Origin of the sequence: Myxococcus sp. CA023 (genome assembly GCF_010998615.1) — a bacterium.
Lineage (GTDB): Bacteria > Myxococcota > Myxococcia > Myxococcales > Myxococcaceae > Myxococcus.
In genome coordinates, this window is record NZ_JAAEAH010000019.1 from 1 (window position 1) to 21,719 (window position 21,719).

A 21,719-nucleotide genomic window follows, 5' to 3' on the forward strand; every position below is an offset into this window, starting at 1 on the left:
GTGCAGGGTGGGCAAGCCGCCGGGGGTGGGGACGGGTGAGTCGCCGGACATGGCAGCATGGCCTATCACTGAAGCGCACGCTCCGCCCCTGACGAATCGTGTAGGCGCCTGCGCGCCCGGCGTTCCTGGAGGGATTCTCCCTGCACGTTCTCCCTGCACGCCGATACGCACCTGCATGCGGTCGTGGGCCATCCGTGGACGGAAGAGCGCCGTCAGTCGCCGCCCGGTGTCCGTCGAGGGCGGGCAGCTCGCTCTCCTTGCGCGCGTGCTTAGCCTGGGCGAGTGCTCAGGTAGCTGCCATTGAGCACGTCCACGCGCCCCACCATCCGCTGCCACCTTCCAGCCCCCACCAACTCCCGTATCTCCTCCAGCAGGGCTTCCAGCGCCATCCGAATGGCACCACGTCACAGCGCCCGCAGGTAGGCCTGCACCTCTTCGTGCGCGGGGGATTCAAACTCGGTAACCCCGTACCCCCTCCGGGCCAACAACTACACACGATTCGGGACTTGCCCCGCTCGCGCTCGTGTGGGGCGCTGCTGTGCAGGCTGAACCTTCAGCCGCAGTCCGCATGCGGAGAAAGTGGGTTGTTACGGTTCCCAGCGCAGCGGCAGAGCCCTCTCCTGTCGTCCATGTTGCGCATGACACGCCGACACTTCTCCTGATCAGCCGTGTGGGGCGGTTGCTCCGCCAAGCCGGGCGCCAGTAGCCTCCTGGGCATGCTCGCTCTCCGATTGCAGCTCTTGGCTGTTGTGGTCCTGATTTTGGCCTGCAGCGAGCCGGCGCCGAAGGAGCTCGCGAAGCAGCCCACGGCCGCGGAGGTGCTGGGCGTCAAGCCTGATTTCACTCCCCGCTATGAGATCATAGACATGGATCGCCCCGACATTGCTGGGGCGCCGCGCCTAGTCGTGAGGGTGCGCGTACCACGTGGGCTTTCTCGAGAGGAGCTGGAATTGAACGTCCGGCATGCGCTACTCAAATCCTATGATAGCGCACCCGTGAGGCTCGGAGCCGTCAGCGTGGCTGCGTATGTCTCGGAGCGAATGAGCATGGGGGCCGACGCCGCACTCGGCGAGTTTGCCCCCGGTGGGCAGTGGAGTGCAGCCGACCCGGGCGTGCCTCTTTCCGGGTGGCAGGCGAAGATCAGCCTTGACGAGTACTATTTCGAGCACAGGACGTATCTCGCCAAGGGGACACGCGCCACCCTCGTTCTTTCATCCGAGTTCTCGGACACCATCAGTCTGTCGCGCAAGGCAAACCGGTGGCTCGAAGAGGACATCTTGGCGGAACTGAAGCCCGACGTCCCGGTGGTCGTGGTTGGGTATGAGGACTTCGGCAAGGTCGGTGTGCGCTACGAGGTGGAGACGGCCATCAAGCCGAAGCGGAAGGGGTGGGTCCACAGCTTTAATTTGAAGGCCGAATAACCGCCTCTAACAAATGTCAGGACAGCGGCGACGCAGGCGCGTGATGCCGCAGCCGAGGACAATGAAGCCGAAGTGGACATCGTCCCTGCATTCGTCGCGGACGCGAAGTCGGCGGAGTTGATTTGACCAAGTGCGGCCCTTCGCTCATCGGTGTCAGGGCAAAGGGCCGCTCAGAGGCGATCTCGAAGAGTCCGACGGTGATGCCGCCGCGCATCAGTCGGAACAAGGTGTCTGGGGGGACGCCGAGCGCGGCCGCCAGTGAGTCACTGTCGCGAGCAGGTCCGCGCTCCGCAGACGGGCCACGGAGCCGATGACCTGGGTGATTCAATGACCAATGATTGCCGCGAAGAGTTGCTGCGTGGGAGTCAGATTCTCGCGGGACATGGTTTTCATGTCAGGAGTCTAGCCCTGCGCGCAGCCCGCGCGTCACCGGCCTTCCGAGAAAGTGAACTCGATGAGTGTCATGGGCTCGGTGGTAGGTGCCGTGTTCCTGACGATGATGTCTTCGCCATTCCCAGCCACGCTTGAGAGAAGGACAGCCCGACTCTGCTTCGGAATGCTGAATGATGTGGTTTTGTTGTTGGGCCAAGTAAATGAGCCCGTCACGGCACGAGACCCCTTGGCTACTGCGATGAGTGTCGTTGGTCTATTTGGCACTGTCCTGAACGTGTCGGAGTTGCCGTTGGAAACGCTTTTCTGGATGGTCATGGGTGATTTGCTTTCGGTGATGATGCGCGCTTGTAAAGTTTCGCATCGTGCGCTCCACGACAGTTCATGCCGCGAAGCTAGGTGGATGTCGCGCCTGTTCTGTGAACTAGAGTCTGTCTTAGAGGCACTCAGTGCGTGAGGTTGTGTCCCTGCAGCGGAATGCGAATCCCTACCAGTGTGCGTTGCTTGTGATATCTGTCTTGTCGACGGGCCAGGTTCGCAGTGTCTGATTATCCATCTCCTCCTTTTGAATGGGACGAGCCACGCCAGCGGCGTGGTAGTTTGTGGCTAAGCAAGTGCTATGCCGGATGCCCCCGCGCCGTAAGTTGCCAGAAATTGGCCCTCGGAAGAAATGGCGACCCGGTGGCAGCGAAATCTTGACACGTCAGTGACGTGTCAGTGTGGAGCTGACACGTCACTCCAGAGCCAAGCGAGGGGCCCGCTCTATTTCTTCCGCCTCATCTACGCTCGCCTCCTCCTATGCCTGTTCGAGAGTCATGGCAGTTGGCTTAGTCTCGTAGGACCATGGAGATTGTCAGACTCGGCTGGTATGTGGCCCCTTGCTTGCCGATGTGCTGGCGGCTGACCCGGGGGCTACATGAGAGCTTTAGTAATTGCTGCACTGTTGCTGCTTGCGAGCGGGTGCGCGTCGACCCGTGTCGTGCATCTGCACACTGGGGGTGGAGAGCCAATCGCCTTCACTCCAGTTGAGTCCGACCCTGTCGAGATAGGCAACGACGAGTTCACGCGTGCTGTCGCGCAGCTCGTGCTAGACATGAGGCTCGACGTCGCCTTCAGGGAAGTTGAAGAGGACGGTCGCCGCTCGTTGCTCGCATCGTCCGAGGGCTTCGTTGACGGCGCGCGAGGCAGATCGGTCCCTTCGGCATACGAGCGCATTTGCCAGCGGTAGGACGAGCCCCATAGCTGCCTGAGCATGCTTGCCGGTGGGTTTTCGCTGGGCCCTTCCGAACGGCGAATGCTCGCGCTCTACTTCGCGCTCGACACGGTGTGGGAGGGCGTCGAGGACGCGATTCGCGACATGGTGAATCCTGCCGCCCTGCGAGCGATGGTGACAAGCATGATTGGGGTGGCGCTCGTGATGCTGGTCGCGCCTGAGCCCATTACAAAGGTCATCGCGATTGCCCTGACGGCCTCGTTGATTGCCTATCTTGGGACGGGGCCGGTGTGGAATCTCGGGCAGGGGTTTCTGCGCTTGCTCGACGAGTCCCGTGACGCGGCGGGCCTCGCGGACCTGGAGCGGGCTGGGCATCGCTTCGGGAAGGTGCTGGGGGACAACGGGGCCCGCGTCCTGGGGATCGTCGCGCTGTCCGCGCTGGGCGGGAAGAGTGCGATGGCGGCACAGGGGCCGAAGATGCCGGGCTTCGCCCAGGCCGCGTCTCGGGCTCAACTGGAGGGGGGGCTTCCAGCTATCGGGCGCGCTGGCTGGGGAGGTTCAGGCGATCTCGATTTCGTCGGCTGGGGTGCTGAACGTGACGCTCGCACCGACGGCGGTCGCGGCGGTCGCGATGGGCGCAGGCGAGGGCGGTGGGGCTGCGGTGGGAGCTGTCGGGGGAATCCGGGGTGACCCCGACGGCAACGTGCATCACATCTGCACGGACAAGAATTCCATCTCGGACGCGACCGGCGGGCCGTGGACACCTCTCTTCCAGGAGGTTTTCAATCGCGCTAAGATGGCGCTCAATGACGTCGCAAATCTCGTGCGAATTAAGGGGCACCAGGGTCCCCATCCTGCCGAGTATCATAGCGTGGTTCTCAGGCGCATTGACGATGCAACGCGCGGATGTCGGGGCGTTTCGCAGTGTCGTGCTGAGCTTGTCAAAGAGCTGCCGAAGATTGCCCGGGAGCTTATGTCCCCGAATTCCGAATTGAGACGGCTCATTACGAAGGAGCGGTAAGAGATGTCAGGAGGACGCCGATTTTATGATTTGGGCATCGACGTTTATGTGCCTGAACGTTGGTACTTCTCGGACCCCAGGAGCCCGGCAGGTGAAGAGATAGGGGATATTTGGCAGTTTACGGAGGGGCGGCCGGTTGAGCTTAATGAGCGGCTGCGTGTCCCACTCTCGCGGCCTGGTCGCGCATTGGACTTCACGACGGCGGGAGCCGGGCGGACTCCGATTGTAAGTGAGCGTGTGGCCGCGGTGTTGCGTGAAATGGCTCCTGACGATGTGCAGCTATTTCCTGTCGATGTAGAAAGCGAGTCCGCGTCTTATTTCCTGCTCAATATAGCCCGGACTGTTCGATGCATTGATGATGCTGCGTGCAAAGAGGTTAAGATACGCACCGCGGATGAATACACGGAGAGGGTAGGGGAGTACCGCTCAGTAATGGGGCTTCGGATCGACAAGTCTAAGGTAGGTACAGCTCGCGTGTTTCGAGCGTGGGGTTGGCACTCGCCGATAATTGTCGACGAAGAGATCAAGGACGCCCTCGAAGCGAATGGCATCTTTGGCGGCAAGTTCGAAGAGGTCTGAAAATCGGGGGCAGACCACCGGGGCGAATGGCATCGTCCGCGCGCGGCCCCTTGGGGGACCACTTCTACTCGTCACCGGAAATGCTGCTTGGAGGGAGCGTCGACGCGCGCTCCGACCTCTTCACGCTGGGCGTCGTGCTGCTCGAACTGGCGACGGGGAAGAATCTGCTCTTCTGCCCAGACGACATCACGCCCGAAGTCATGGGCTCGTTGCCCACGAAGAAGCGTCGGCGGGTGGCTCGGGCGGTCAAGCGGGCTACGCTCGCGGGGGCGCCGCCGTTGGTGGCCGACGCGATCTGGCGCGCGGCGACGCTGACGGCTGCGGACGTAGACACGATGACCGAGGGGCTCCCCCAGGGGCTGCGCGTGACGCTGAACCGGCTCCTTCGGGTTGCCCCTCGGGAACGTTACCAGTCGGCGGGGGAGTTGGCGGCCGACCTGACGGCTTGGCTTGGCGGCACCTTCACGAAGGCCGATGCCGCAGCAGAGGTGCGAGCGCGGGCAGCTCAGGCTGAAGAGGCGCTGGATTCGATGGCGACCCTGCCGCCTCGTGGTCGCGGCAAGCGCAAGCCGGATGACGTGACGACGCTCTGAGCGACGGCTGCTTCGGAGCGTGTCGCAACACCAATGGGTCTTGTTGTTCAGGTTGTAGAGAAGAGGGGAGACCTGGACGGCTGAAAGTGCGGCGCGCTGCCCGATGTTAGAGGGGCGCGCTAACAGCGCGCTAACAGCACTGAACGGCCAAAAACGAACGGGGTTGGACGGTTTGACCCGTCCAACCCCGCGTTTTTACATGTCCCCGACGGGATTCGAACCCGTGTTACCGGCTTGAAAGGCCAGCGTCCTGGGCCTCTAGACGACGGGGACAGCACACCTTCACTTCAACTACATGAGTCGCGGGGGGCTCGAACCCCCGACCCTCGGCTTAAAAGGCCGGTGCTCTACCAGCTGAGCTAGCGACTCGCACTATTCTTTTTTAAATTTTTCGCCAGCACCCCGGAAGCCCCCGGGGCAGGCGCTTCCTACCAGCACTCGGCGACGCTTTCCACTGGCGAGCGCATGGGACCGTTTCTGACAGCGCCCCGACCGATTTCCGGTGAACGTCCGGGCCAGCGCCCTTCGCCGCGTGTCACCCCGTGGCGATATACAGGAACCATGTCCCAGGACGTACATCCGGATGAACAGGAGACCGAGGACGACGCCGAGCGGGCCCCGTTCCGCCGCTACCTCACCCGAGCGGGCGCTGAGCGCCTGCACCGCGAGCTCGTCCACCTTCTCAACGAGGAGCGCCCCAAGGTGACGGCCGAGGTCTCCGCTGCCGCCGCTCAGGGCGACCGCTCAGAGAACGCCGAGTACATCTACGGGAAGAAGCGCCTGCGCGAAATCGACCGCCGCCTCCGTTTCCTCCAGAAGCGCCTGGACACCGCCACCATCGTCACGCCCGCCGAGCAGACCGACCGCTCCCGCGTCTTCTTCGGGGCGACGGTGAGCCTGGAGGACGAGGACGGCGGCCGCAGCACCTACCAGATCGTCGGTTCCGACGAGATCGACGCCTCGGGCGGGCGCATCAGCGTCGAATCCCCCATGGGGCGGGCGCTCCTTCGCAAGGCCGTGGGTGACTCGGTCGAGGTGCGGCGGCCACGCGGGGACATCGAACTCACGGTGGTGGACATCCGCTACGAATAGGTGGAAGCCATGCCTCGGATTCAGCCCATCAACCCCCGCTACCGTCGCATCTATCAGGCACTGAGCGGGCCGGACCTGGCCGTTTCCGAGAGCGCGGGGATGACCCTGGAAGACCTGGGGCTGGGCAGCGCCGAAGCCTCCCGCGGGGACCTCGTCTTCGGCACCTACAGCCCCCAGGGCCTGGAGCGGGCCCTGCGTGCCTATGGGCTGTTCCAGCGCGTCGAGGAGCGGGTGGGGCCGCTGGAGCTTCGCGTCGTGTGCACGGACCCGTACCGGCCACGCATCATCCTTTGGAGCAGGCGGTTCTACGTTCCCGTGGCGGACCTGGACCTGCGGCGGACGACCGGGGCCGAGGTGGGGCTCGGTGACGCGCTCGCCACCACGCCGCTGCTGTACCTGGACTCGCTGTTGCTCCAGAACCCGGGGCGCGCCTTCGACTGGAACCGGCCGCCGCTGCCCGGGCAGAACCACCCCGGGCTCAAGCTCGCCGGCCACATCCTGGACGTGCTCCTGCTGATGGCCCGCCGTATCGGCACCGAGGCCTTGGCCCTCACGCCGTCCACCTTCGCTGCCGCCTGCGTCTATGACCGCCGCTTCCTCTTCGTGGATGGCGCCGCGCAGGGCCGCTTCCTCGCGCTTCGTCAGGCGGGGCGGTACCTGCCGCGCTGGCTCCATGCGTGGGCGGTGGAGCTGCACTGCATGCGGGACGAGCACGGAGAGGCCGTGGCCTTCAAGCCTTCGCCCATGGTGTCTCCGCTGAGCTCGCGGCTGGGGCAGCACTTCGATGCGAACACGTGGGATGACGCGCTCCAACTGGAGGCCCGGCGGCAGCTCACGCTCGATGAGGAGACGCTCCAGCGGCGCTTTCCCTGGGAGCGGATGCCCCCGGGGCCGCCGCCCGAGCGGGTGGCGGAGCTGCTCGGATATGATCCGCTCGCGCCTGTCGTGGCGCACTGAACGGACGGCCGCTCGTGCTACAGGGTTCATCCATGGTGACTCGCCGAAAGGCGCCATGCGGACCGCCGTCATCCCCGGCGTCTGGGGCGTGGGGTTTCGGACAGCCGCACGTCCTGGCGACAAGCAGGCTGTTTCCCCTGAAGCCGGTGCCTATAGTGGTCAGGAGACTCACCGTCGCACGGTCCCTCGCGGTCGCAGCCGAACCTTCAGGTCGCGCAACCCACGATGCGTAAGAACTTCATTCTCGACACCAACGTCCTTCTTCACGATCCCCGCAGCATCTACGGCTTCAAAGACAACAACGTCATCATCCCCATCTACGTCATCGAGGAGATCGACCAGTTCAAGCGCGATCTCTCCGAGCTGGGCCGCAACGCGCGCCTGGTGGCGCGCTACCTGGATTCGTTCCGCGCCGAGGGCTCCCTGAAGGAAGGGGTGCCTCTGCCGCACGGTGGCTTGTTGCGGGTGAGCTTCACCGAACGTGCGCTGCCGCCGTCCATGGCGGACAGCAACCTGATGGACAACCGCATCCTCGGGGTGGCGCTCGACCTGATGGAGGCGGAGCCGGACACGCAGGCCGTCTTCATCACCAAGGACACCAACCTCCGCATCCGCGCCGACGCCCTGGGCCTCATCGCCCAGGACTACGACACCGAGCGGGTGGAAATCACGGAGCTGTACACCGGCTTCGCCGAGCGGCTGGTCCCCAAGGACCTGGTGGACCAGATGTACCGCCAGGGCGCCGAGGTGGAGCTGCCGGACGCCGAGTCCCTCTTCGCCAACCAGGTGGTGCTCCTCAAGGACGAGACGAATCCGTCCCACACCGCCATGGGCCGCTTCAACGGGCCCAAGGGCCGCCTGGTGCCCCTGGTGCGGCAGATCAAGGACGGGACGTGGGGCGTCCGCCCGCGCAACATGGAGCAGGCCTTCTGCCTGGACCTGCTGCTCAACGACGACATCAAGCTGGTCACCATCGTCGGCAAGGCGGGCACGGGCAAGACGCTGCTCGCCATCGCCGCGGGCCTGCAGAAGGTGACGGAGGAGGGGCTCTACCAGAAGCTGCTGGTCAGCCGTCCCATCTTCCCGTTGGGCCGGGACATCGGGTATCTGCCCGGCAGCGTCGAGGAGAAGCTGAACCCCTGGATGCAGCCCATCTTCGACAACGTGGAGTTCCTGATGAACCTCAGCCGCGCGGACAAGAAGGCCGGGCGCGGCTACCACGAACTGCTGGACCTGGGGCTGATGGAGATCGAGCCGCTCACGTACATCCGTGGCCGCAGCCTGCCCAATCAGTTCATCATCGTGGACGAGGCTCAGAACCTCACGCCGCACGAGGTGAAGACCATCATCACCCGCGTGGGCGACAACACGAAGATCATCCTCACGGGAGACCCGTTCCAGATCGACAACCCGTACGTGGACGCGACGAACAATGGCCTGGTCCACGTGGTCAACCGCTTCAAGAGCGAGAAGATCGCGGCGCACATCACCATGTCCAAGGGTGAGCGCAGCGCCCTGGCCGAGCTCGCCGCCAACCTGCTGTAGCCTCTGGTACGAGACATGACGAAGGAAGACGCAGGAAGCCCTCCCGCCGGCGAAGGGGAGAAGAAGCCCCTCATCGAGTACCCCTCCGTCTACACCTTCAAGGTGATGGGCGCGCAGGGGGCCGGCTTCGTGGAGCATGTCCGTGAGCTGTTCAAGCGGTTCCTGGGCACGGAACTCTCGCCGGATTCCATTCACGAGCAACCCAGCAGCAAGGGCAAGTACGTCTCCCTGAGCGTGTCCGTGTACCTGCTGTCCGAGGAGCAGCGGCGCGCCATCTACGATGGGCTCCACAAGGACGAGCGGGTCATCTACTACTTGTAGGGGGCCGTGGCTGGAAGTCTCTGGAGGAGGCGGGTATATGGGGAGCCATGAGCCCGCCTGAGCCCTTCCCGCTGTATCACCCCGCGGATGTCCGGCGCGCCTTCAGCTCGGATGACGCAACGCGGCGCTTCGCGAAGGTGGCCCAGCTGGAGCCCGGCTCGCGCGTGCTGGTGCTCGGCTGTGGCCCCGATGGAAGCGCCGCGCTGCTGTTGGCCCGGGAGATGGGCTGTACCGTCGTCGCGGCCGACACCGACGACACCCTCCTCAACCCGGTGCGTGAGCGCGTGCGGGCGCAGGGGCTGGCGGAGCAGATTGAAGTCCGCCGCGTGTCGCTGGACGCGCTGGGCCTGTCCGACGGGGAGTTCAACGGCATCCTCATCCAGGGCCGCGTGCTCTACCCGTTGAAGGCCACGCTCGCGAACATGCGCGGTCTGCTGTCGAAGCGCGGGCGGCTGGGCTTCACATTCCCCGCGCGGGTGGGGCGCTTTGCTCCCAAGGCCGCGCTCGACTTCTGGGAGCGCCGCGTCGCCGGGCCGCTGCTGCTGCCGCGCGAGCTGCTGCAGGTGGTGGAGGGCGCCGGCTACGAGCCCGAGTCCGCCGAATCGCTCCATGACGCGGAGCTGGACGCGCACTACCGGGACATCGAGACGTTCCTGTCGTCCGTCCCTGGCTCGCAACCCGCCGCGCTCCGCGAGGAACTGGCGCTGCACCGCGAGAGCAACGGCAAGGCCAGCGTCAGCTACGCCTTCGTGGTGGGCCGCCGCAAGGAGCAGGGCGAGAAGCCCCCAGCGTCCCGCGACCGCGGGTAGCCAGGGGCGGCACCCGGCGGGCGCTCAGTTCAGCGCGCCGGTGAAGTCCACCAACTCGACGGACTCCGGTGCCACGGACATGGTGACCTGCTCGCGGTAGCCGGCCGCGTCGCCACCCACTTGGAAGGGCATGGGGTTGGCGAAGCGGATGGTGACCTCGCGGGCGTGGAAGTCCATCAGGCCTTCGGGGAACCAGCGGCCGTTCCATAGCTTGGGCAGGTGGGTGAGCACTTGCGTGGGCGTCACCTGCCCCAGGCGAAGCTGCATGAAGCCCGGGCGCTGGCCCGCGAAGGGGAACATGCGGAAGCCGTAGCCGTAGAAGGGCATGGTGCCCGCCGCCGCCATCATCAGCCGGCCGCGGAAGAGGGTGGCACCCGGGGCCAGCGGCTCGCCCATCGCGCCGCCATCCGGCCCCAGCCGGTAGGCCTCGGAGGCGCCATTGACGACCTCACACTCCACCCAGTGGGAGTGGGTGAGATAGTGAGGCACCGTCTTGCAGGCCACCGCGGAGAAGTACCCGCCGGTGCCGCTGAGGACGCTCTTGAAGAAGCCCTTGCCCAGGTTCTCCTTCACCCAGATGTAGTCGTTGAGCACCTTGCCATCCACGCCCAGCCCGGCGAAGGGCGCGCGCTGCCCGTCCACCATCAGCAGGTCCATGGGGCGGTAGCCCGGAACCTCGCCCGTGCGGGCGCGCAGCACGTCATTGAGGATGCCGTCGCTCCGGGTGCCGGAGGCGTTGACGTAGGCGGCCAGGCCATTGCCGGTGCCTAGCTTGAGGACGCCGAAGCGAGGCGCCGTCTTCCCCGCGAAACGGCCGCGCGGACCCACCTGATGGAGGACCTCGTTCACGAAGCCCATGAAGGTGCCGTCACCGCCGCCCGTGAACACCATGGGGTAGCCACGCTCCAGCACCGTCTGGATGATGCGGCGGGCGTCCAGCGGCGAGCGGGAGAGGAACAGGTCCTGCTCCGGCACCACATGGGACAGGGACTTCACCACCCGAGCGTCGACCTTCCGGGCGTTGGCGTTCAGCAGGACCGCGACCTTGGGCTCGGCGGTGACGTCCGATGTGGGCGCACGGCGGAGATCGGGAGAGCGGAGGGGCTGGACCAGCATGAGGGCGGCTCCGAAGGTTGCGCCGGTGGGGGACCGGGCGGCGACACCCGTACCCAGTGCACAATCCTCGCCAAGTCATGACGCGAGGCGTCAGTGGGCGAGCGAGCTTGAGATTCCAAGGGGTTGAATCGTTCCCTGCTGTTCAGAAGCCCGCCCGGTTGCTACCTCGGGGTGACGGCGGTGTAGAGCGCGTTACGCACCCGTGGCGTGCGGGTGGCACGACTGTGACGCGGTGCGTGTGGGCCTGCGCACTGCGCTACGCAGCGAGGAGTGCCACCTTCAGGTGTGCGGCCCGGTGGCCCCTCGCGTTTGACAGCGAGGGGTGGGTGGTTACGTTGGGCGTACATCAGAAGTTTTCAGAGAAAACGCAGTCTTTTCCGGAGGATAGGAACCGTGGGCAAGATTATCGGGATCGACCTGGGCACCACGAACAGTGTGGTCGCGATCATGGAGGGTCGCGAGCCCAAGGTGATCGTCAACGAGGAAGGTAGCCGCATCACGCCCTCGGTGGTCGCGTTCACGAAGGACGGGGAGCGTCTGGTCGGTCAGGTGGCGAAGCGCCAGTCCATCACCAACCCGGAGCGGACCATCTACTCCAGCAAGCGCTTCATGGGCCGGCGGCACGACGAGGTGTCCGAGGAGGCCACGCTGGTCCCCTACAAGGTCGCCCGGGGGCCCAACGGCGATGCGCGCGTGGACATCGACGGCAAGCAGTACAGCGCGCCGGAGATCAGCGCGCAGGTGCTGCTGAAGCTGAAGCGCGCGGCGGAGAACTACCTGGGTGAGAAGGTGACGGAGGCGGTCATCACCGTCCCCGCGTACTTCAACGACGCCCAGCGCCAGGCCACCAAGGACGCGGGTGAAATCGCGGGCCTCACCGTGCGCCGCATCGTGAACGAGCCGACCGCCGCGGCGCTCGCGTACGGCCTGGACAAGAAGAAGGACGAGAAGATCGCCGTCTACGACTTCGGCGGTGGCACGTTCGACGTGTCCATCCTCGAGGTGGGCGAGAACGTGGTCGACGTGCTCGCGACCAACGGTGACACGCACCTGGGCGGTGACAACATCGACCTGCGGATCATGGACTGGCTGATCACCGAGTTCAAGAAGGACACCGGGCTCGACGTCAGCAAGGACAAGATGGTCCTCCAGCGCTTGAAGGAGGCGGCGGAGAAGGCGAAGATCGAGCTGTCCGCCGCGATGGATACGGACATCAACCTGCCGTTCCTCACCGCGGACGCGACGGGTCCGAAGCACCTCAACGTCAAGCTCACGCGCGCCAAGTTCGAGGCGATGATCGACGACCTCATCGAGCGCTCGCTGGAGCCCTGCCGCAAGTGTCTCAAGGACGCGGGCGTGGAGCCGAAGGACCTCAACGAGATTGTCCTCGTCGGCGGCACCACGCGCATCCCGAAGGTGCAGGAGGCCGTGAAGCGCCTGTTCGGCAAGGAGCCGAACCGCTCGGTGAACCCGGACGAAGTCGTCGCGGTGGGCGCCGCGGTGCAGGCCGGCGTGCTCTCCGGCGAGGTGAAGGACATCCTCCTGCTGGACGTGACGCCGCTGAGCCTGGGCGTGGAGACGCTGGGCGGGGTGATGACGAAGCTCATCGAGCGCAACACCACCATCCCCACGCGCAAGTCGGAGACCTTCTCCACGGCCGCGGACGGCCAGACGCAGGTGGAGATCCACGTGCTCCAGGGCGAGCGTGAGATGGCGGGCGACAACCGCAGCCTCGGCCGCTTCCACCTGACGGGCATGCCGCCGGCGCCGCGTGGCGTGCCGCAGATCGAGGTGACGTTCGACATCGACGCGAACGGCATCCTCAACGTCAGCGCCAAGGACAAGGCCACGGGCAAGGAGCAGAAGGTCACCATCACCCACTCGTCCGGCCTTGCGAAGGACGAGGTGGAGAAGATGGTCGCCGACGCCCGCTCCAACGAGGCGGCCGACAAGACCCGCCGCGAGCTGGTGGAGATGAAGAACCAGGCGGAGAGCCAGTCCTACGCGGCCGAGAAGCTGCTGAAGGAGAACAAGGACAAGCTGTCCGCGGACACGGCGAAGGCGCTCGAGGACGCGGTGGCGGAACTCAACAAGGTCCGCGACGGCCAGGACAAGGACGCCATCAAGACGGCGCTCGATGCGCTCCAGGCCGCCAGCTACAAGGCCGCCGAGGAGATGTACCGCGCCACGGGCGGCGCGCCGGGCGCCGAGGGCGCTCCGGGTGCTGGTCCTTCCGCGGCGCCGGGCTCGCAGGCCAGCGCCAAGAAGGACGACGTGGTGGACGCCGAGTTCCGCCAGTCTTAGTTCGGAAGCGGTAAGCCGCTGAAGTAACGCAGAGGGCCGGTGCTCCCACGCGAGTGTGGGGCCGGCCCTTCTGCTTTGCGGGGCGGAGGGGGGTTCCGAAAGGGAGGATGGGCGTACGGGAAGCGGGACGTCGGGCCGTGCCAAGGGGTTGATGGGACTGGGGCGAGGACTGGCGGCAGGGGTGCAGGGGCTGGCGTTCCATGTCCCGCATCCAGTCGTCACCGTCCTTCCTCCCGCCCGGTACCGCTCCCTCCGAGGGTGCCGCCGCGCCGGCGGTTGTTCCTCCTCCCACTCGCACGGCGCAGTGCCGGCCGGCCTCCGCCATGGCGTCCTCGACGGTGGAGCCCTACCGGGGGCCTTCCTCGGGGCATCCACCGGCGCTGTCTGTGCCCGGGCCGCGCTCGGGGCCCCGCACGGGCGCCGACAACCAGTTCGACTTCGGCGTGGGCGGCGCGTTTCCGCCCAAGCCCACGGGCAACCTGATGGAGCAGGTGCGGCAGGGGGCGCTCACGGCCGCTCAATCCGAAGCCGCGGCTGCCAGCCGGTTGATGGGGGATGGTGCCGTCATGGATGGCTATGCGCGCATCCACCTGGACCACCTGAAGCCCAGTCCGCCCATCCCCGGCGCGCCCACGTCCTTGACGGACTATACCAGCAGCATCCCGGACGTGGCGCCCGCCCAGGCCTACGCCTACTTCGTCCGTCACCCATCGGCGGTGTTCGAGGCCGCCGGCATCCGCGTCCGCCCGGCGACGGCGGCGCTGGTGGATGGCGCGAAGTTGTTCCTGGAGGAAAAGGGTCTTCCGCCCGTGTGGGCGCCCATCACCGTGCGCCTGGAGCCGGGCGCGAACACGCTGCACATCACCACGCTGGATGGGCACCCGCTGCGCGGCACGAATCGCTTCGTCTTCGCCGAGGACGGCGCGGGGGGCACGCAGGTGCGTCAGTACTCGGCCTTCCAGGGCAGCTCGCCCGCGACGTCGGTGGGCATGACGCTGATGGACCCCATCGAGCGGCAGCACGACATCTGGCGCGCGGTGCATTCGCACCTGCATGACACGCTGAGGCCTCGCTGATGGCGCCCGTGCTGCGGACGACGCCTCCCGGGCATGACGTGATTCTCTATGACGGGCACTGTCGCCTGTGCGGTGGGTCGGCCCGGCAGCTCCAGCGGCTGCTGGGCGGGAGGGGGACGCGCCTGCGCTCGTTTCGGGAGGACGGGGTGCTGGCAGCCTTCCCGGGTGTCACGGCGGACCGCTGTGAGCGGGCCCTGCAACTGGTCCTCCCGGATGGGGCCGTGGTGGAGGGGCTGGAGGCCATTGTCCTGGCGCTGGGCCGACGGCCGCTGGGACGGCTGCTCCGCGTGTACTACGTGCCGGGCCTGCGGCAGCTACTGGATGCGCTCTACCGCGTCGTGGCCCGCTATCGCTTCCGCATCGCGGGACGTCAATGTCCAGACGGGGCGTGCGTGGTCCACTTCAAATAGGACGCGCGTGGCGGATAGCATGGCGCTTCCCCGCCACCTCGGGTTCGTCCGTGCAATCTCCACCGTCCACATACCTCCAGGCCGCGCGCGCCTTCCGGCACTTCTTCACCGAGCTCCGGGATGCCTACCTGGAGCGAGAGACGCTCTTCACGCAACTGGAGCTGGCGCTCCTGGGGCGCGAGCACGTGCTGGTGGTGGGCCCGCCCGGAACGGCCAAGAGCGCCATCGCCAGCGCCGTCCTGGGGCGCATCATCGACGAGCGCACGGGCTTGCCGTCGCTCTTCTCTAAGCAGCTGGCCGAGTCCACCGTGCAGACGGACCTCATCGGCCCGGTGGACTTCAAGGTGCTCACGGAGACGGGACGCACCGAGTACCTCACCGACGAAGGCATGCTGGGCTCCGAGCACGCCTTCCTGGACGAGGTCTTCGACGGCCGGGACATGCTGCTGCGCTCCATCCTCAACGTGCTGCATGAGCGGGAGCTGAAGCACGGCCGCCGGGTGACGACGGGGCGCATCGAATGCGTCGTCATGACGAGCAACCGGTATCTCTCCGAGGTGCTGGCGCGCTCGCCGGAGCTGCTCCTGGCCTTCGCGGACCGGCTGAGCTTCATCTGCTTCGTGCCCAAGTCGTTCGCTCGCCGGGAGAGCCGGGCGGCCATGCTGCAACGCTTCTCCCATTACGCCCGGCCGGACCTGCGCGCGCAGCTGTCGTTGCAGCAGGTGGACCTGCTGCAGGACGCCGTGACGAGGGTGGTGGTGCCCAGCCACGTCATGGAAGGCGTGGAGTTGCTGGCGGATGCGCTGGAGCGCGCGCTCGCGGCCCAGGTGGCGAAGCTGCCGGACTACGTGCCGACGAAGTACTTCTCCCAGCGCTCAGTGGTGAAGGCGCTGTGGGCGCTGAAGGCCGCGGTGGTGCGGGATCAAATCTACCGGCGCCCCGAGCGGGCGTTGGAGGCCACCGTCGAGGACCTGGATTCGCTGCGCTGGTTCTTCCTCCTGGGAGGGCCGCCAGCGGGGGAGACGGAGGCGCTGCTCAAGTCCGTGGTGGACCCTCGGGAGCGGGCGCAGCTCGAAATCGTCCGCCTGGAGCAGCGCGCCTTCGACGAAGCGCTGGCCAAGATACAGCGGGAGCTGGGGGGCGGCGTGGAGCGCGAGGCGCAAGCGCTCGGGTCCTCCGAAGAGGTGAGTTCCGTCGAGTCCGTGAGCCGCAACTGGCAGCCCGGCGTTGTCTCCACCACGGCGCGGGCCTTGTTGGCCAAGCTGGTGCCCGGGCCGCGCCATGCGCAGAACCGGATACCGTTGGTGGCGGCGGCGCGGGCCCTGGTGGCGGCGCAGGAGCAGCGGCTGGCGCGTGGCATGGCGGGGCACGGTGAGGGGCGGGGCGGCATCGCACTGCTGGTGTCGTTCGGCGACGTGCTGACGCTCTGTCGCGGCGTCCCCGAGCTGCGGCCCGGCTACGGGGCGTTGTGCGAGGCAACGGCCCGCTTTCTGGAAGGTGCCCAGGAGATGATCGCCCTGTCCGCGGAGAGCGTGGACTTCGAGGACGGGCTCAAGCTGGAGGGCCTGGTCGGGCTGGCGGACAACCTGGAGGAGGAGCTTTCCCAGACGGGGGATCTGGCGGGACAGCTGTCGGACGGCGCCCCCGCCGCATCGGAGCGCCTGCTCACGGCCGAGGCTGAGGTCCGGAGCCGGGTCGTGTCCGCGCTGCGCCGGCGCGCTGTGTTCTCGTTCCAGGGTAACCTGGCCCGGGGACGTCGGGAGCCGCTCGAAGCGCTGGCGGGAGATTCGCGCCGCCTGACGCAGCTGGAGAACGCCCTGGCTGTCCTGGACCCCACGCAACAGGGCCTCAAGCAGGAGCTGCTGCTCCCATTGGGCATTGCCTACGCCCGGGAGGTGCTGTCCTCCACGCCCTTCGAACGCATCGAGCAGTACGGGCGCGCGGTGCAGTCGGTGGCGGAGAACCTCCGGCGAGAGGGGGTGTCCATCGACGCGGTGTTCGCCGAGTGCCGGGAGATTATCGAGTCCCGGCTGCGCGAGCATGCCCATCTCCTCACGCGCGATGTGCCCAGCCCGCCGCCCGCGTCCACGTCGGTGCTCAACGGGGACGCCTACGTCTTCTACCGGGGCGACTTCGCGGCGAAGGCGCCTGATGGAGAGCTGGCCGCGCTGCTGGGGTTGGACGGGCAGCTGGCCGCGAACCACGGTGGCGCAGCGCCCGGCTTCCTGTCGGAGGCCGTGCGTTCGGCGGTGGCCCAGGCGGAGCTCGGGTTCGTCCAGACGCGCGTCAAATACCTGCGGAGCTGGCTGACCCAGCTGCTCACGTCGCTTCCACCGCCCGAATCCATGACGGAGCGCGCGGATGCCGAACGCACCGTGGACCGGCTGGTGCGCAGCCGCTTCCCGATGCTCGCGTTGAAGGAAGGCGAGCTGGTTCGGCTGCGGGGTGTCCTCGCGTTGCTGGGGACCATGCCCGGGGACCTGGGCGAGGGGGCTCGGCGGCTGGAGGGGCAGCTGCGCGGCATCGACGAGGACTTCGGGCGCTTCAGCCGGCAGGTGCTGGCGCGGCGGTCCACACCATGACCCGGCTGTCCCGCGAGCGACAGGTTGAAGCGGAGAGGGGGCGCTGAGCGTGTTGGCCCGGCGCCTCGCGGATCTCCGGCAGCGGCTGGATGCGCTCCACCAGCCCGCGCCCGCTCACGGCGGTTGGCGGGCGTGGACGCTGCTGGGGCGACGTGCTCGCGGGCCCGGGGATGTCGCGCTGCCAATGCTGGCCTCGCTGGACCGGGACCTGGACCGGGTGGGCGTGCACACGTCGGCGGACGCACGGCTCCTCAAGGAGCTGGGCCTGCGGAAGGGCAGGGCGGGGACACTGGCGCAGGGGCTGCTCGACAGGGCCCATCGAGCACTCGAGGAGGTGGAGGCGTGTCTGGTGCTCGTGGAGCGGGCCTGGCGCATGGGAGAGCCGCTTCCCGGCGCGGTCGCGGTGCTGGAGAAGGGCTTCATCCAATTGGCGCGCGTGGTGAAGGTGGCGGACCTCTTCGCCCGTCCTCCCTCGGAGCCGGAGGATGACGACGCGGCGCTGGAAATCTACGGGCGCACCGATGGGCGCACCCCGCGTCTTGCGCCCTCCAGTGCGCGTCTGGCCGTGGCGGAGTTCTTCGCGGAGCGGGCCCGGGCCAACCCCACGGACGTCATTCAGAAGCGCCGGGACCTGGACGTGGCGCACGAACTGCTCATCCGCCTGGGCGCGGACCACGACCGCGAGCGAGGCATGGTGCTGCGGCGCCAGGTGGCCGAAGCCCGCGAGCGGGTGCGGGCCGTTCCGGCCGTGCGCTCCATGGAGGAGTTGCTGCGGCACGTGCGTCACACGGCCCGGCGCGAGCCCCAGGTGGCCTACCGCTCGTTGAAGGGGCTCTACGAGCGGGCCTTGGAGGCAGGGGACGCGGCGCTGGCGGACGCGGCCCGGGCGGCGCTGACACCGATGTTGCCGGCACCTCCTCAGCTGTCGTCGCTGATGGAGCGCGCGGAGCTCGATGGCCTGTCGCACTGGTTCGGCGAAGCGCCCACGGCGCCTGACGAAGTCCCGGGCCCTCCGAAGGCCGATGAGCTGCTGACGGACCTGGCCTTCTCACTGGAACCCGAGCAGCTCTCCACGTTCGAGCTGGCGGCGGGCTGTGCCCGCTACTTCGACGTGGAGGACGCGCTGTCGGAGGAAATCGTCCTGGCGGACACGCGCACCGCGCGGGCGGTGTCCCGGCGTGTCCCGTACCCGACGCAGACGATGACCTACGAGACGACGGGCAGCCTCCATGAGGTGAACAACTTCGTCCTGACGGACCCGCGGATGCTGCTGCGCGACCTGGCCGCCAGCCATCAGTTGGTGCGCGCGTACCTGGACGACGAGCCGCCCCCGCGCTCCCGGAAGGTGAAGCGCACCGCGGTGCGGGTCTACGTCTGCGACGCGTCGGGCTCCATGCACGGCGCGCGAGCCCGCTTCCGGGATGCCATTGTCATCGCGGAGCTCAACAACCTGCGCGTCAAGGCCCGCCGGGGCGAGCAATTCGACCCGCTGTACTTCAGCTTCTTCAATGACGTGCCCACCGAGCTGGCGCGGGTGGACTCCGCGCTGGAGGCCACCCGGCAGTTGGAGAAGCTCTTCCGCGAGTCACCCGCGGAGGGGCAGACGGACATCACGCTCGCGCTGATGTCCGCGTTCGACTCCATCCGCGCCGCGCAGGGGAGGGACCCGTACCTCGCTCGGGCCACCGTGGTGCTCATCACTGATGGCGAGGACCGCGTGGACCTGGAGCTCATCCGCCGCACCCGCGCGCCCATGGACGCGCTGGACATCGCGTTGAGCTTCGTGTCCCTGGGCGAGGAGAACCCGGACCTCCGCCTCCTCGTCCGGGAGCAGCGGGCCGCCGGAGGCCGCGCCTTCTACCACCACCTCTCCGACGAGGAGATTCTGTGGGCGCGCACGGAGTTCGACACGCCCTGGCGCACGTTGCTGCCGCGTGACGTGCCGGCGTCCGGTGATGCGCTGGAGCAGCTCACGCCGCACCTGGAGGCGCTGGAGGCTGTCGCCGCCGGGCGGGCCGCTCCGCGGACCGTGGCGGTGGACGCTTCGTTCGATGCGCTCTTCCCGGAGAATCCCACGCTGCCCCCCGGGGCCGAGCCGACTGGCAAGGACGTCACGCACCGTGTGGCGGACATCCTGGGCGCGCTGGTGGAGGCGGCGTCGCTGGCCCCCGCGGACCGGCGCTCGGCGGAGAGCTTGCTGCTGCTTCAACACCTGCTGGGTGTGTACGGATTGACCCCGGCGCGCTACCTGTCCGCGCTGTCCGCGGGTGGGCAGGCCACGCAGGAGGCATTGCAGCGCGTGCGGCTGTTGTGCCGGCCCTTCGGGTAGGCTGCGCCCACGCCCATGTTCTTCGGCCTGCTGAGGAGACGAAAGAAGGAGCCGTCACGCCCAGCGGACCCGCTGGCTGCTTTCGACCAGCTCATCGAGAACCTGGAGCGACAGGCCGCCGAAGTCCGTAAGTCCGCGGCCACGCTGCTGGCGCTCAAGGCGGACCTAGTGCGCGCGGAGGAGCGCTACGCGCGCCGGTTGCTGGAGCTCACCTCGCGGCGTGCCACCGCGAAGGAGCGCGGTGACGCTCGGGCGGTGCGCGTGCTGGAGAAGGACCAGGCGCAGGCGGAGGACCTCCTGGCCGGCACGCGTGATTCGCTGGAGCGAGCCGAGTCGGACGGGCGGTTGTTGCTGGAGGCCGCGAGCGAGCTGGGCGATCGCGTGATGGAGCTGCGCCACGAGCGGGAGAGCGCGTCCGCGCGGCTCACCATGGGCGGGCTCGTCACCGAGTCCCTGCGCGAGCGCGTGGCCCGTTTCGACCAGGCGCTGGTGGTGGACGCGGCTCGGGATGAAATCGAGCGCGCGCACGCACTGGCGGACATCTACCGCGAGGAGAAGTCGCAGGAGGAGTGAGCGCGGCTTCAGGTCCGGCGCGCCGTCTGGTGCAGCTCCAGGACGATGTTGCCGCCCTTGAAGAGCCGCACCGCGCCGGACGTCTGGCTCACGACCAGGGCGATGCATCCCGTGGTGGACGTCATGCCGGCGGCGGCAGCGTGCCGCGCGCCCAGACCGAGTGGAATCTTCACGGCCTCATCCGCCGCGGACAGGTAGCGCCCCGCGGCCAGGACGACACCGTCCTCGCGGATGACGAAGGCGCCGTCGAGCACGGAGAAGTTCTTGATGGCCTCGCGAATCTTCGGGTCGAGCACGTTCCGTTCCGCCTCGGAGAGGCCCTGGAACGGGTTGATGGTCATCTGCCGGCTCTTCTCCATCACGGTGTTGTGGGCGCCAATGGTGATGATGGTGCCAATGGGGTGGCCCTCGAAGCCTTCCTGGCCAATCTGCAGCGCCAGCTGGATGAGGGCGTCCACCACCTGGGAGTTGAACTCGTCGCCCAGCTTCACGCCTTCGATGGCGACGCGGTCATCGAGCGAGCCGCCGATGCGCGTCTGCATCAGCGTGTCCGGCGCGCGGCCCACCTTGCCCGTCATGCACAGGACCAGGTCGCCTTCCTTGAACGCTCCCTGGGACAGCGCGGACACGAGCGCCACTTTCACGCGCTCGGTGCGGGAGTAGTCGTACGCGGGGATGACGAGCGCGCGGACCTTCTTGGCGAGGTGCTCCTCCGCCAGCTTGGGCATCGTGACGGCGTAGACGAGCTTCTTGCGCGCAGGCCGGCCGCGAAACTCTTCAGCGGGAATGGGCGTGTCGCAGATATATAGGAAGTGATCGACTTCGTTCTTGCCGGCCAACGAGAGAGCCGAGCGCAGGAACTCCCGATCAAACTTCGTGTTCTCGGTCAAACGCCCCTCCCTTCACCCTTGGTCATACCCACGTCAGCTTGACACTGAAGACCTCATGAATGAAGCTTTCGGGCCCTTTTTTTGGGGTGCAGGGCCCCAAAACCTCGCTGAACTGGAGCGAAGGCTGTGAACCAGAAAGATCTCAAGCGTTACAAGAAGATGCTCGAGGACAGCAAGGCGAGCCTGCTCGAGAGCGCCAAGAAGACCCTGGTGGAGGAGTCCAGTTTCGACACGGACGACCTTCCCGATGAGATCGACCTGGCGTCTTCCGAGTATGCGCAGTCAATGGTCTTCCGCTTGCGGGACCGGGAGAAGTTCCTGTTGCAGAAGATCGAAAAGGCGCTGGTCCGCATCGAGGACGGCACCTTCGGCGTCTGCGAGCGGTGCGAAGAGGACATCTCGCCCAAGCGCCTGGATGCGCGCCCGGTGACGACGCTTTGCATCCGCTGCAAGGAAGAGCAGGAGAAAAAGGAGAAATCCTACGGCTGATCACCTAGG

The 21,719-nt window shown here is 67.1% G+C and carries 17 protein-coding genes, 2 tRNA genes and 3 pseudogenes; 17 read left to right on the forward strand and 5 right to left on the reverse strand.

Annotated features, from left to right (window positions below):
* Positions 1 to 287: 287 nt before the first annotated feature.
* Positions 288 to 431, reverse strand: a pseudogene (locus F8M74_RS10505) (IS256 family transposase); the annotation flags it as partial.
* A 92-nt stretch (positions 432 to 523) separates the two neighbouring features.
* On the opposite strand from F8M74_RS10505, the gene F8M74_RS10510 reads away from it, so the two are divergent.
* The 5 genes and pseudogenes from F8M74_RS10510 to F8M74_RS10530 form a co-directional block, all read left to right on the forward strand.
* Entirely contained in the window at positions 524 to 706 is a 183-nt protein-coding gene (locus F8M74_RS10510) for a DUF2381 family protein (RefSeq protein WP_228560746.1), read from the forward strand.
* Between the two features lie 10 nt (positions 707 to 716).
* Entirely contained in the window at positions 717 to 1,421 is a 705-nt protein-coding gene (locus F8M74_RS10515) for a hypothetical protein (RefSeq protein ID WP_141257736.1), read from the forward strand.
* 1,306 nt (positions 1,422 to 2,727) lie between these two features.
* Positions 2,728 to 4,045 (forward strand): annotated as a pseudogene (locus F8M74_RS10520) (AHH domain-containing protein).
* Between the two features lie 3 nt (positions 4,046 to 4,048).
* A complete protein-coding gene (locus tag F8M74_RS10525; RefSeq protein WP_141257735.1) occupies positions 4,049 to 4,624 on the forward strand; it encodes a DUF1629 domain-containing protein in 576 nt (191 codons plus the stop codon).
* Positions 4,625 to 4,641: 17 nt separating this feature from the next.
* A pseudogene (locus tag F8M74_RS10530) lies at positions 4,642 to 5,217 on the forward strand (protein kinase); the annotation flags it as partial.
* 200 nt (positions 5,218 to 5,417) lie between these two features.
* On the opposite strand, the gene F8M74_RS10535 reads toward F8M74_RS10530, so the two are convergent.
* Together F8M74_RS10535 and F8M74_RS10540 are read right to left on the reverse strand one after the other, a co-directional pair.
* Positions 5,418 to 5,490, reverse strand: a tRNA-Glu gene (locus tag F8M74_RS10535).
* Between the two features lie 23 nt (positions 5,491 to 5,513).
* Positions 5,514 to 5,586 (reverse strand) — tRNA-Lys (locus F8M74_RS10540).
* A 192-nt stretch (positions 5,587 to 5,778) separates the two neighbouring features.
* Here F8M74_RS10540 and greB point away from each other — a divergent pair.
* From greB to F8M74_RS10565, 5 genes are all read left to right on the forward strand, one after another.
* Entirely contained in the window at positions 5,779 to 6,309 is a 531-nt protein-coding gene (gene greB / locus F8M74_RS10545) for a transcription elongation factor GreB (protein ID WP_011553233.1), read from the forward strand.
* 9 nt (positions 6,310 to 6,318) lie between these two features.
* Positions 6,319 to 7,266: a deacetylase gene (locus F8M74_RS10550; protein WP_171410476.1), complete on the forward strand. Its 948-nt coding sequence runs from the start codon at positions 6,319 to 6,321 to the stop codon at positions 7,264 to 7,266.
* Positions 7,267 to 7,491: 225 nt separating this feature from the next.
* Positions 7,492 to 8,811: a PhoH family protein gene (locus F8M74_RS10555; RefSeq protein ID WP_141257733.1), complete on the forward strand. Its 1,320-nt coding sequence runs from the start codon at positions 7,492 to 7,494 to the stop codon at positions 8,809 to 8,811.
* A 15-nt stretch (positions 8,812 to 8,826) separates the two neighbouring features.
* Positions 8,827 to 9,132 (forward strand): YbeD family protein, encoded by a 306-nt coding sequence (locus F8M74_RS10560; RefSeq protein ID WP_140862407.1) that lies wholly within the window; start codon positions 8,827 to 8,829, stop codon positions 9,130 to 9,132.
* Positions 9,133 to 9,179: 47 nt separating this feature from the next.
* Entirely contained in the window at positions 9,180 to 9,941 is a 762-nt protein-coding gene (locus tag F8M74_RS10565; protein ID WP_141257732.1) for a cyclopropane-fatty-acyl-phospholipid synthase family protein, read from the forward strand.
* A 24-nt stretch (positions 9,942 to 9,965) separates the two neighbouring features.
* Here F8M74_RS10565 and F8M74_RS10570 read toward each other — a convergent pair whose 3' ends face one another.
* Positions 9,966 to 11,057 carry a diacylglycerol kinase family protein gene (locus F8M74_RS10570; protein WP_141257731.1) on the reverse strand — a complete coding sequence of 364 codons (1,092 nt, stop codon included), beginning with the start codon at positions 11,055 to 11,057 and terminating at the stop codon, positions 9,966 to 9,968.
* 393 nt (positions 11,058 to 11,450) lie between these two features.
* On the opposite strand from F8M74_RS10570, the gene dnaK reads away from it, so the two are divergent.
* The 6 genes from dnaK to F8M74_RS10600 all read left to right on the forward strand — a co-directional run bounded on the left by dnaK (position 11,451) and on the right by F8M74_RS10600 (position 20,331).
* The gene (gene dnaK, locus F8M74_RS10575) at positions 11,451 to 13,361 is read left to right on the forward strand and encodes a molecular chaperone DnaK (RefSeq protein WP_141257730.1); all 1,911 of its coding nucleotides are present in this window, start codon (positions 11,451 to 11,453) and stop codon (positions 13,359 to 13,361) included.
* 200 nt (positions 13,362 to 13,561) lie between these two features.
* Positions 13,562 to 14,437 carry a hypothetical protein gene (locus tag F8M74_RS10580; protein WP_141257729.1) on the forward strand — a complete coding sequence of 292 codons (876 nt, stop codon included), beginning with the start codon at positions 13,562 to 13,564 and terminating at the stop codon, positions 14,435 to 14,437.
* Positions 14,437 to 14,847 carry a thiol-disulfide oxidoreductase DCC family protein gene (locus F8M74_RS10585; protein ID WP_141257728.1) on the forward strand — a complete coding sequence of 137 codons (411 nt, stop codon included), beginning with the start codon at positions 14,437 to 14,439 and terminating at the stop codon, positions 14,845 to 14,847. The genes F8M74_RS10580 and F8M74_RS10585 overlap by 1 nt, the downstream gene beginning before the upstream one ends.
* Positions 14,848 to 14,897: 50 nt before the next feature.
* On the forward strand, positions 14,898 to 17,429 hold the full coding sequence (locus F8M74_RS10590; protein ID WP_141257727.1) for an AAA family ATPase: 2,532 nt from the start codon (positions 14,898 to 14,900) through the stop codon (positions 17,427 to 17,429).
* A 49-nt stretch (positions 17,430 to 17,478) separates the two neighbouring features.
* Positions 17,479 to 19,758, forward strand: a complete 2,280-nt coding sequence (locus tag F8M74_RS10595) for a vWA domain-containing protein (protein WP_141257726.1) — start codon at positions 17,479 to 17,481, stop codon at positions 19,756 to 19,758.
* 15 nt (positions 19,759 to 19,773) lie between these two features.
* Positions 19,774 to 20,331, forward strand: coding sequence for a PspA/IM30 family protein (locus tag F8M74_RS10600; RefSeq protein ID WP_141257725.1), 558 nt, complete (start codon positions 19,774 to 19,776; stop codon positions 20,329 to 20,331).
* 8 nt (positions 20,332 to 20,339) lie between these two features.
* On the opposite strand, the gene F8M74_RS10605 is transcribed toward F8M74_RS10600, so the two are convergent.
* Entirely contained in the window at positions 20,340 to 21,221 is an 882-nt protein-coding gene (locus F8M74_RS10605; protein WP_020478587.1) for a diadenylate cyclase, read from the reverse strand.
* 126 nt (positions 21,222 to 21,347) lie between these two features.
* Between F8M74_RS10605 and F8M74_RS10610 the strand changes: the two genes are divergently transcribed.
* Positions 21,348 to 21,710, forward strand: a complete 363-nt coding sequence (locus tag F8M74_RS10610; protein ID WP_011553247.1) for a TraR/DksA C4-type zinc finger protein — start codon at positions 21,348 to 21,350, stop codon at positions 21,708 to 21,710.
* Positions 21,711 to 21,719 lie beyond the last annotated feature (9 nt).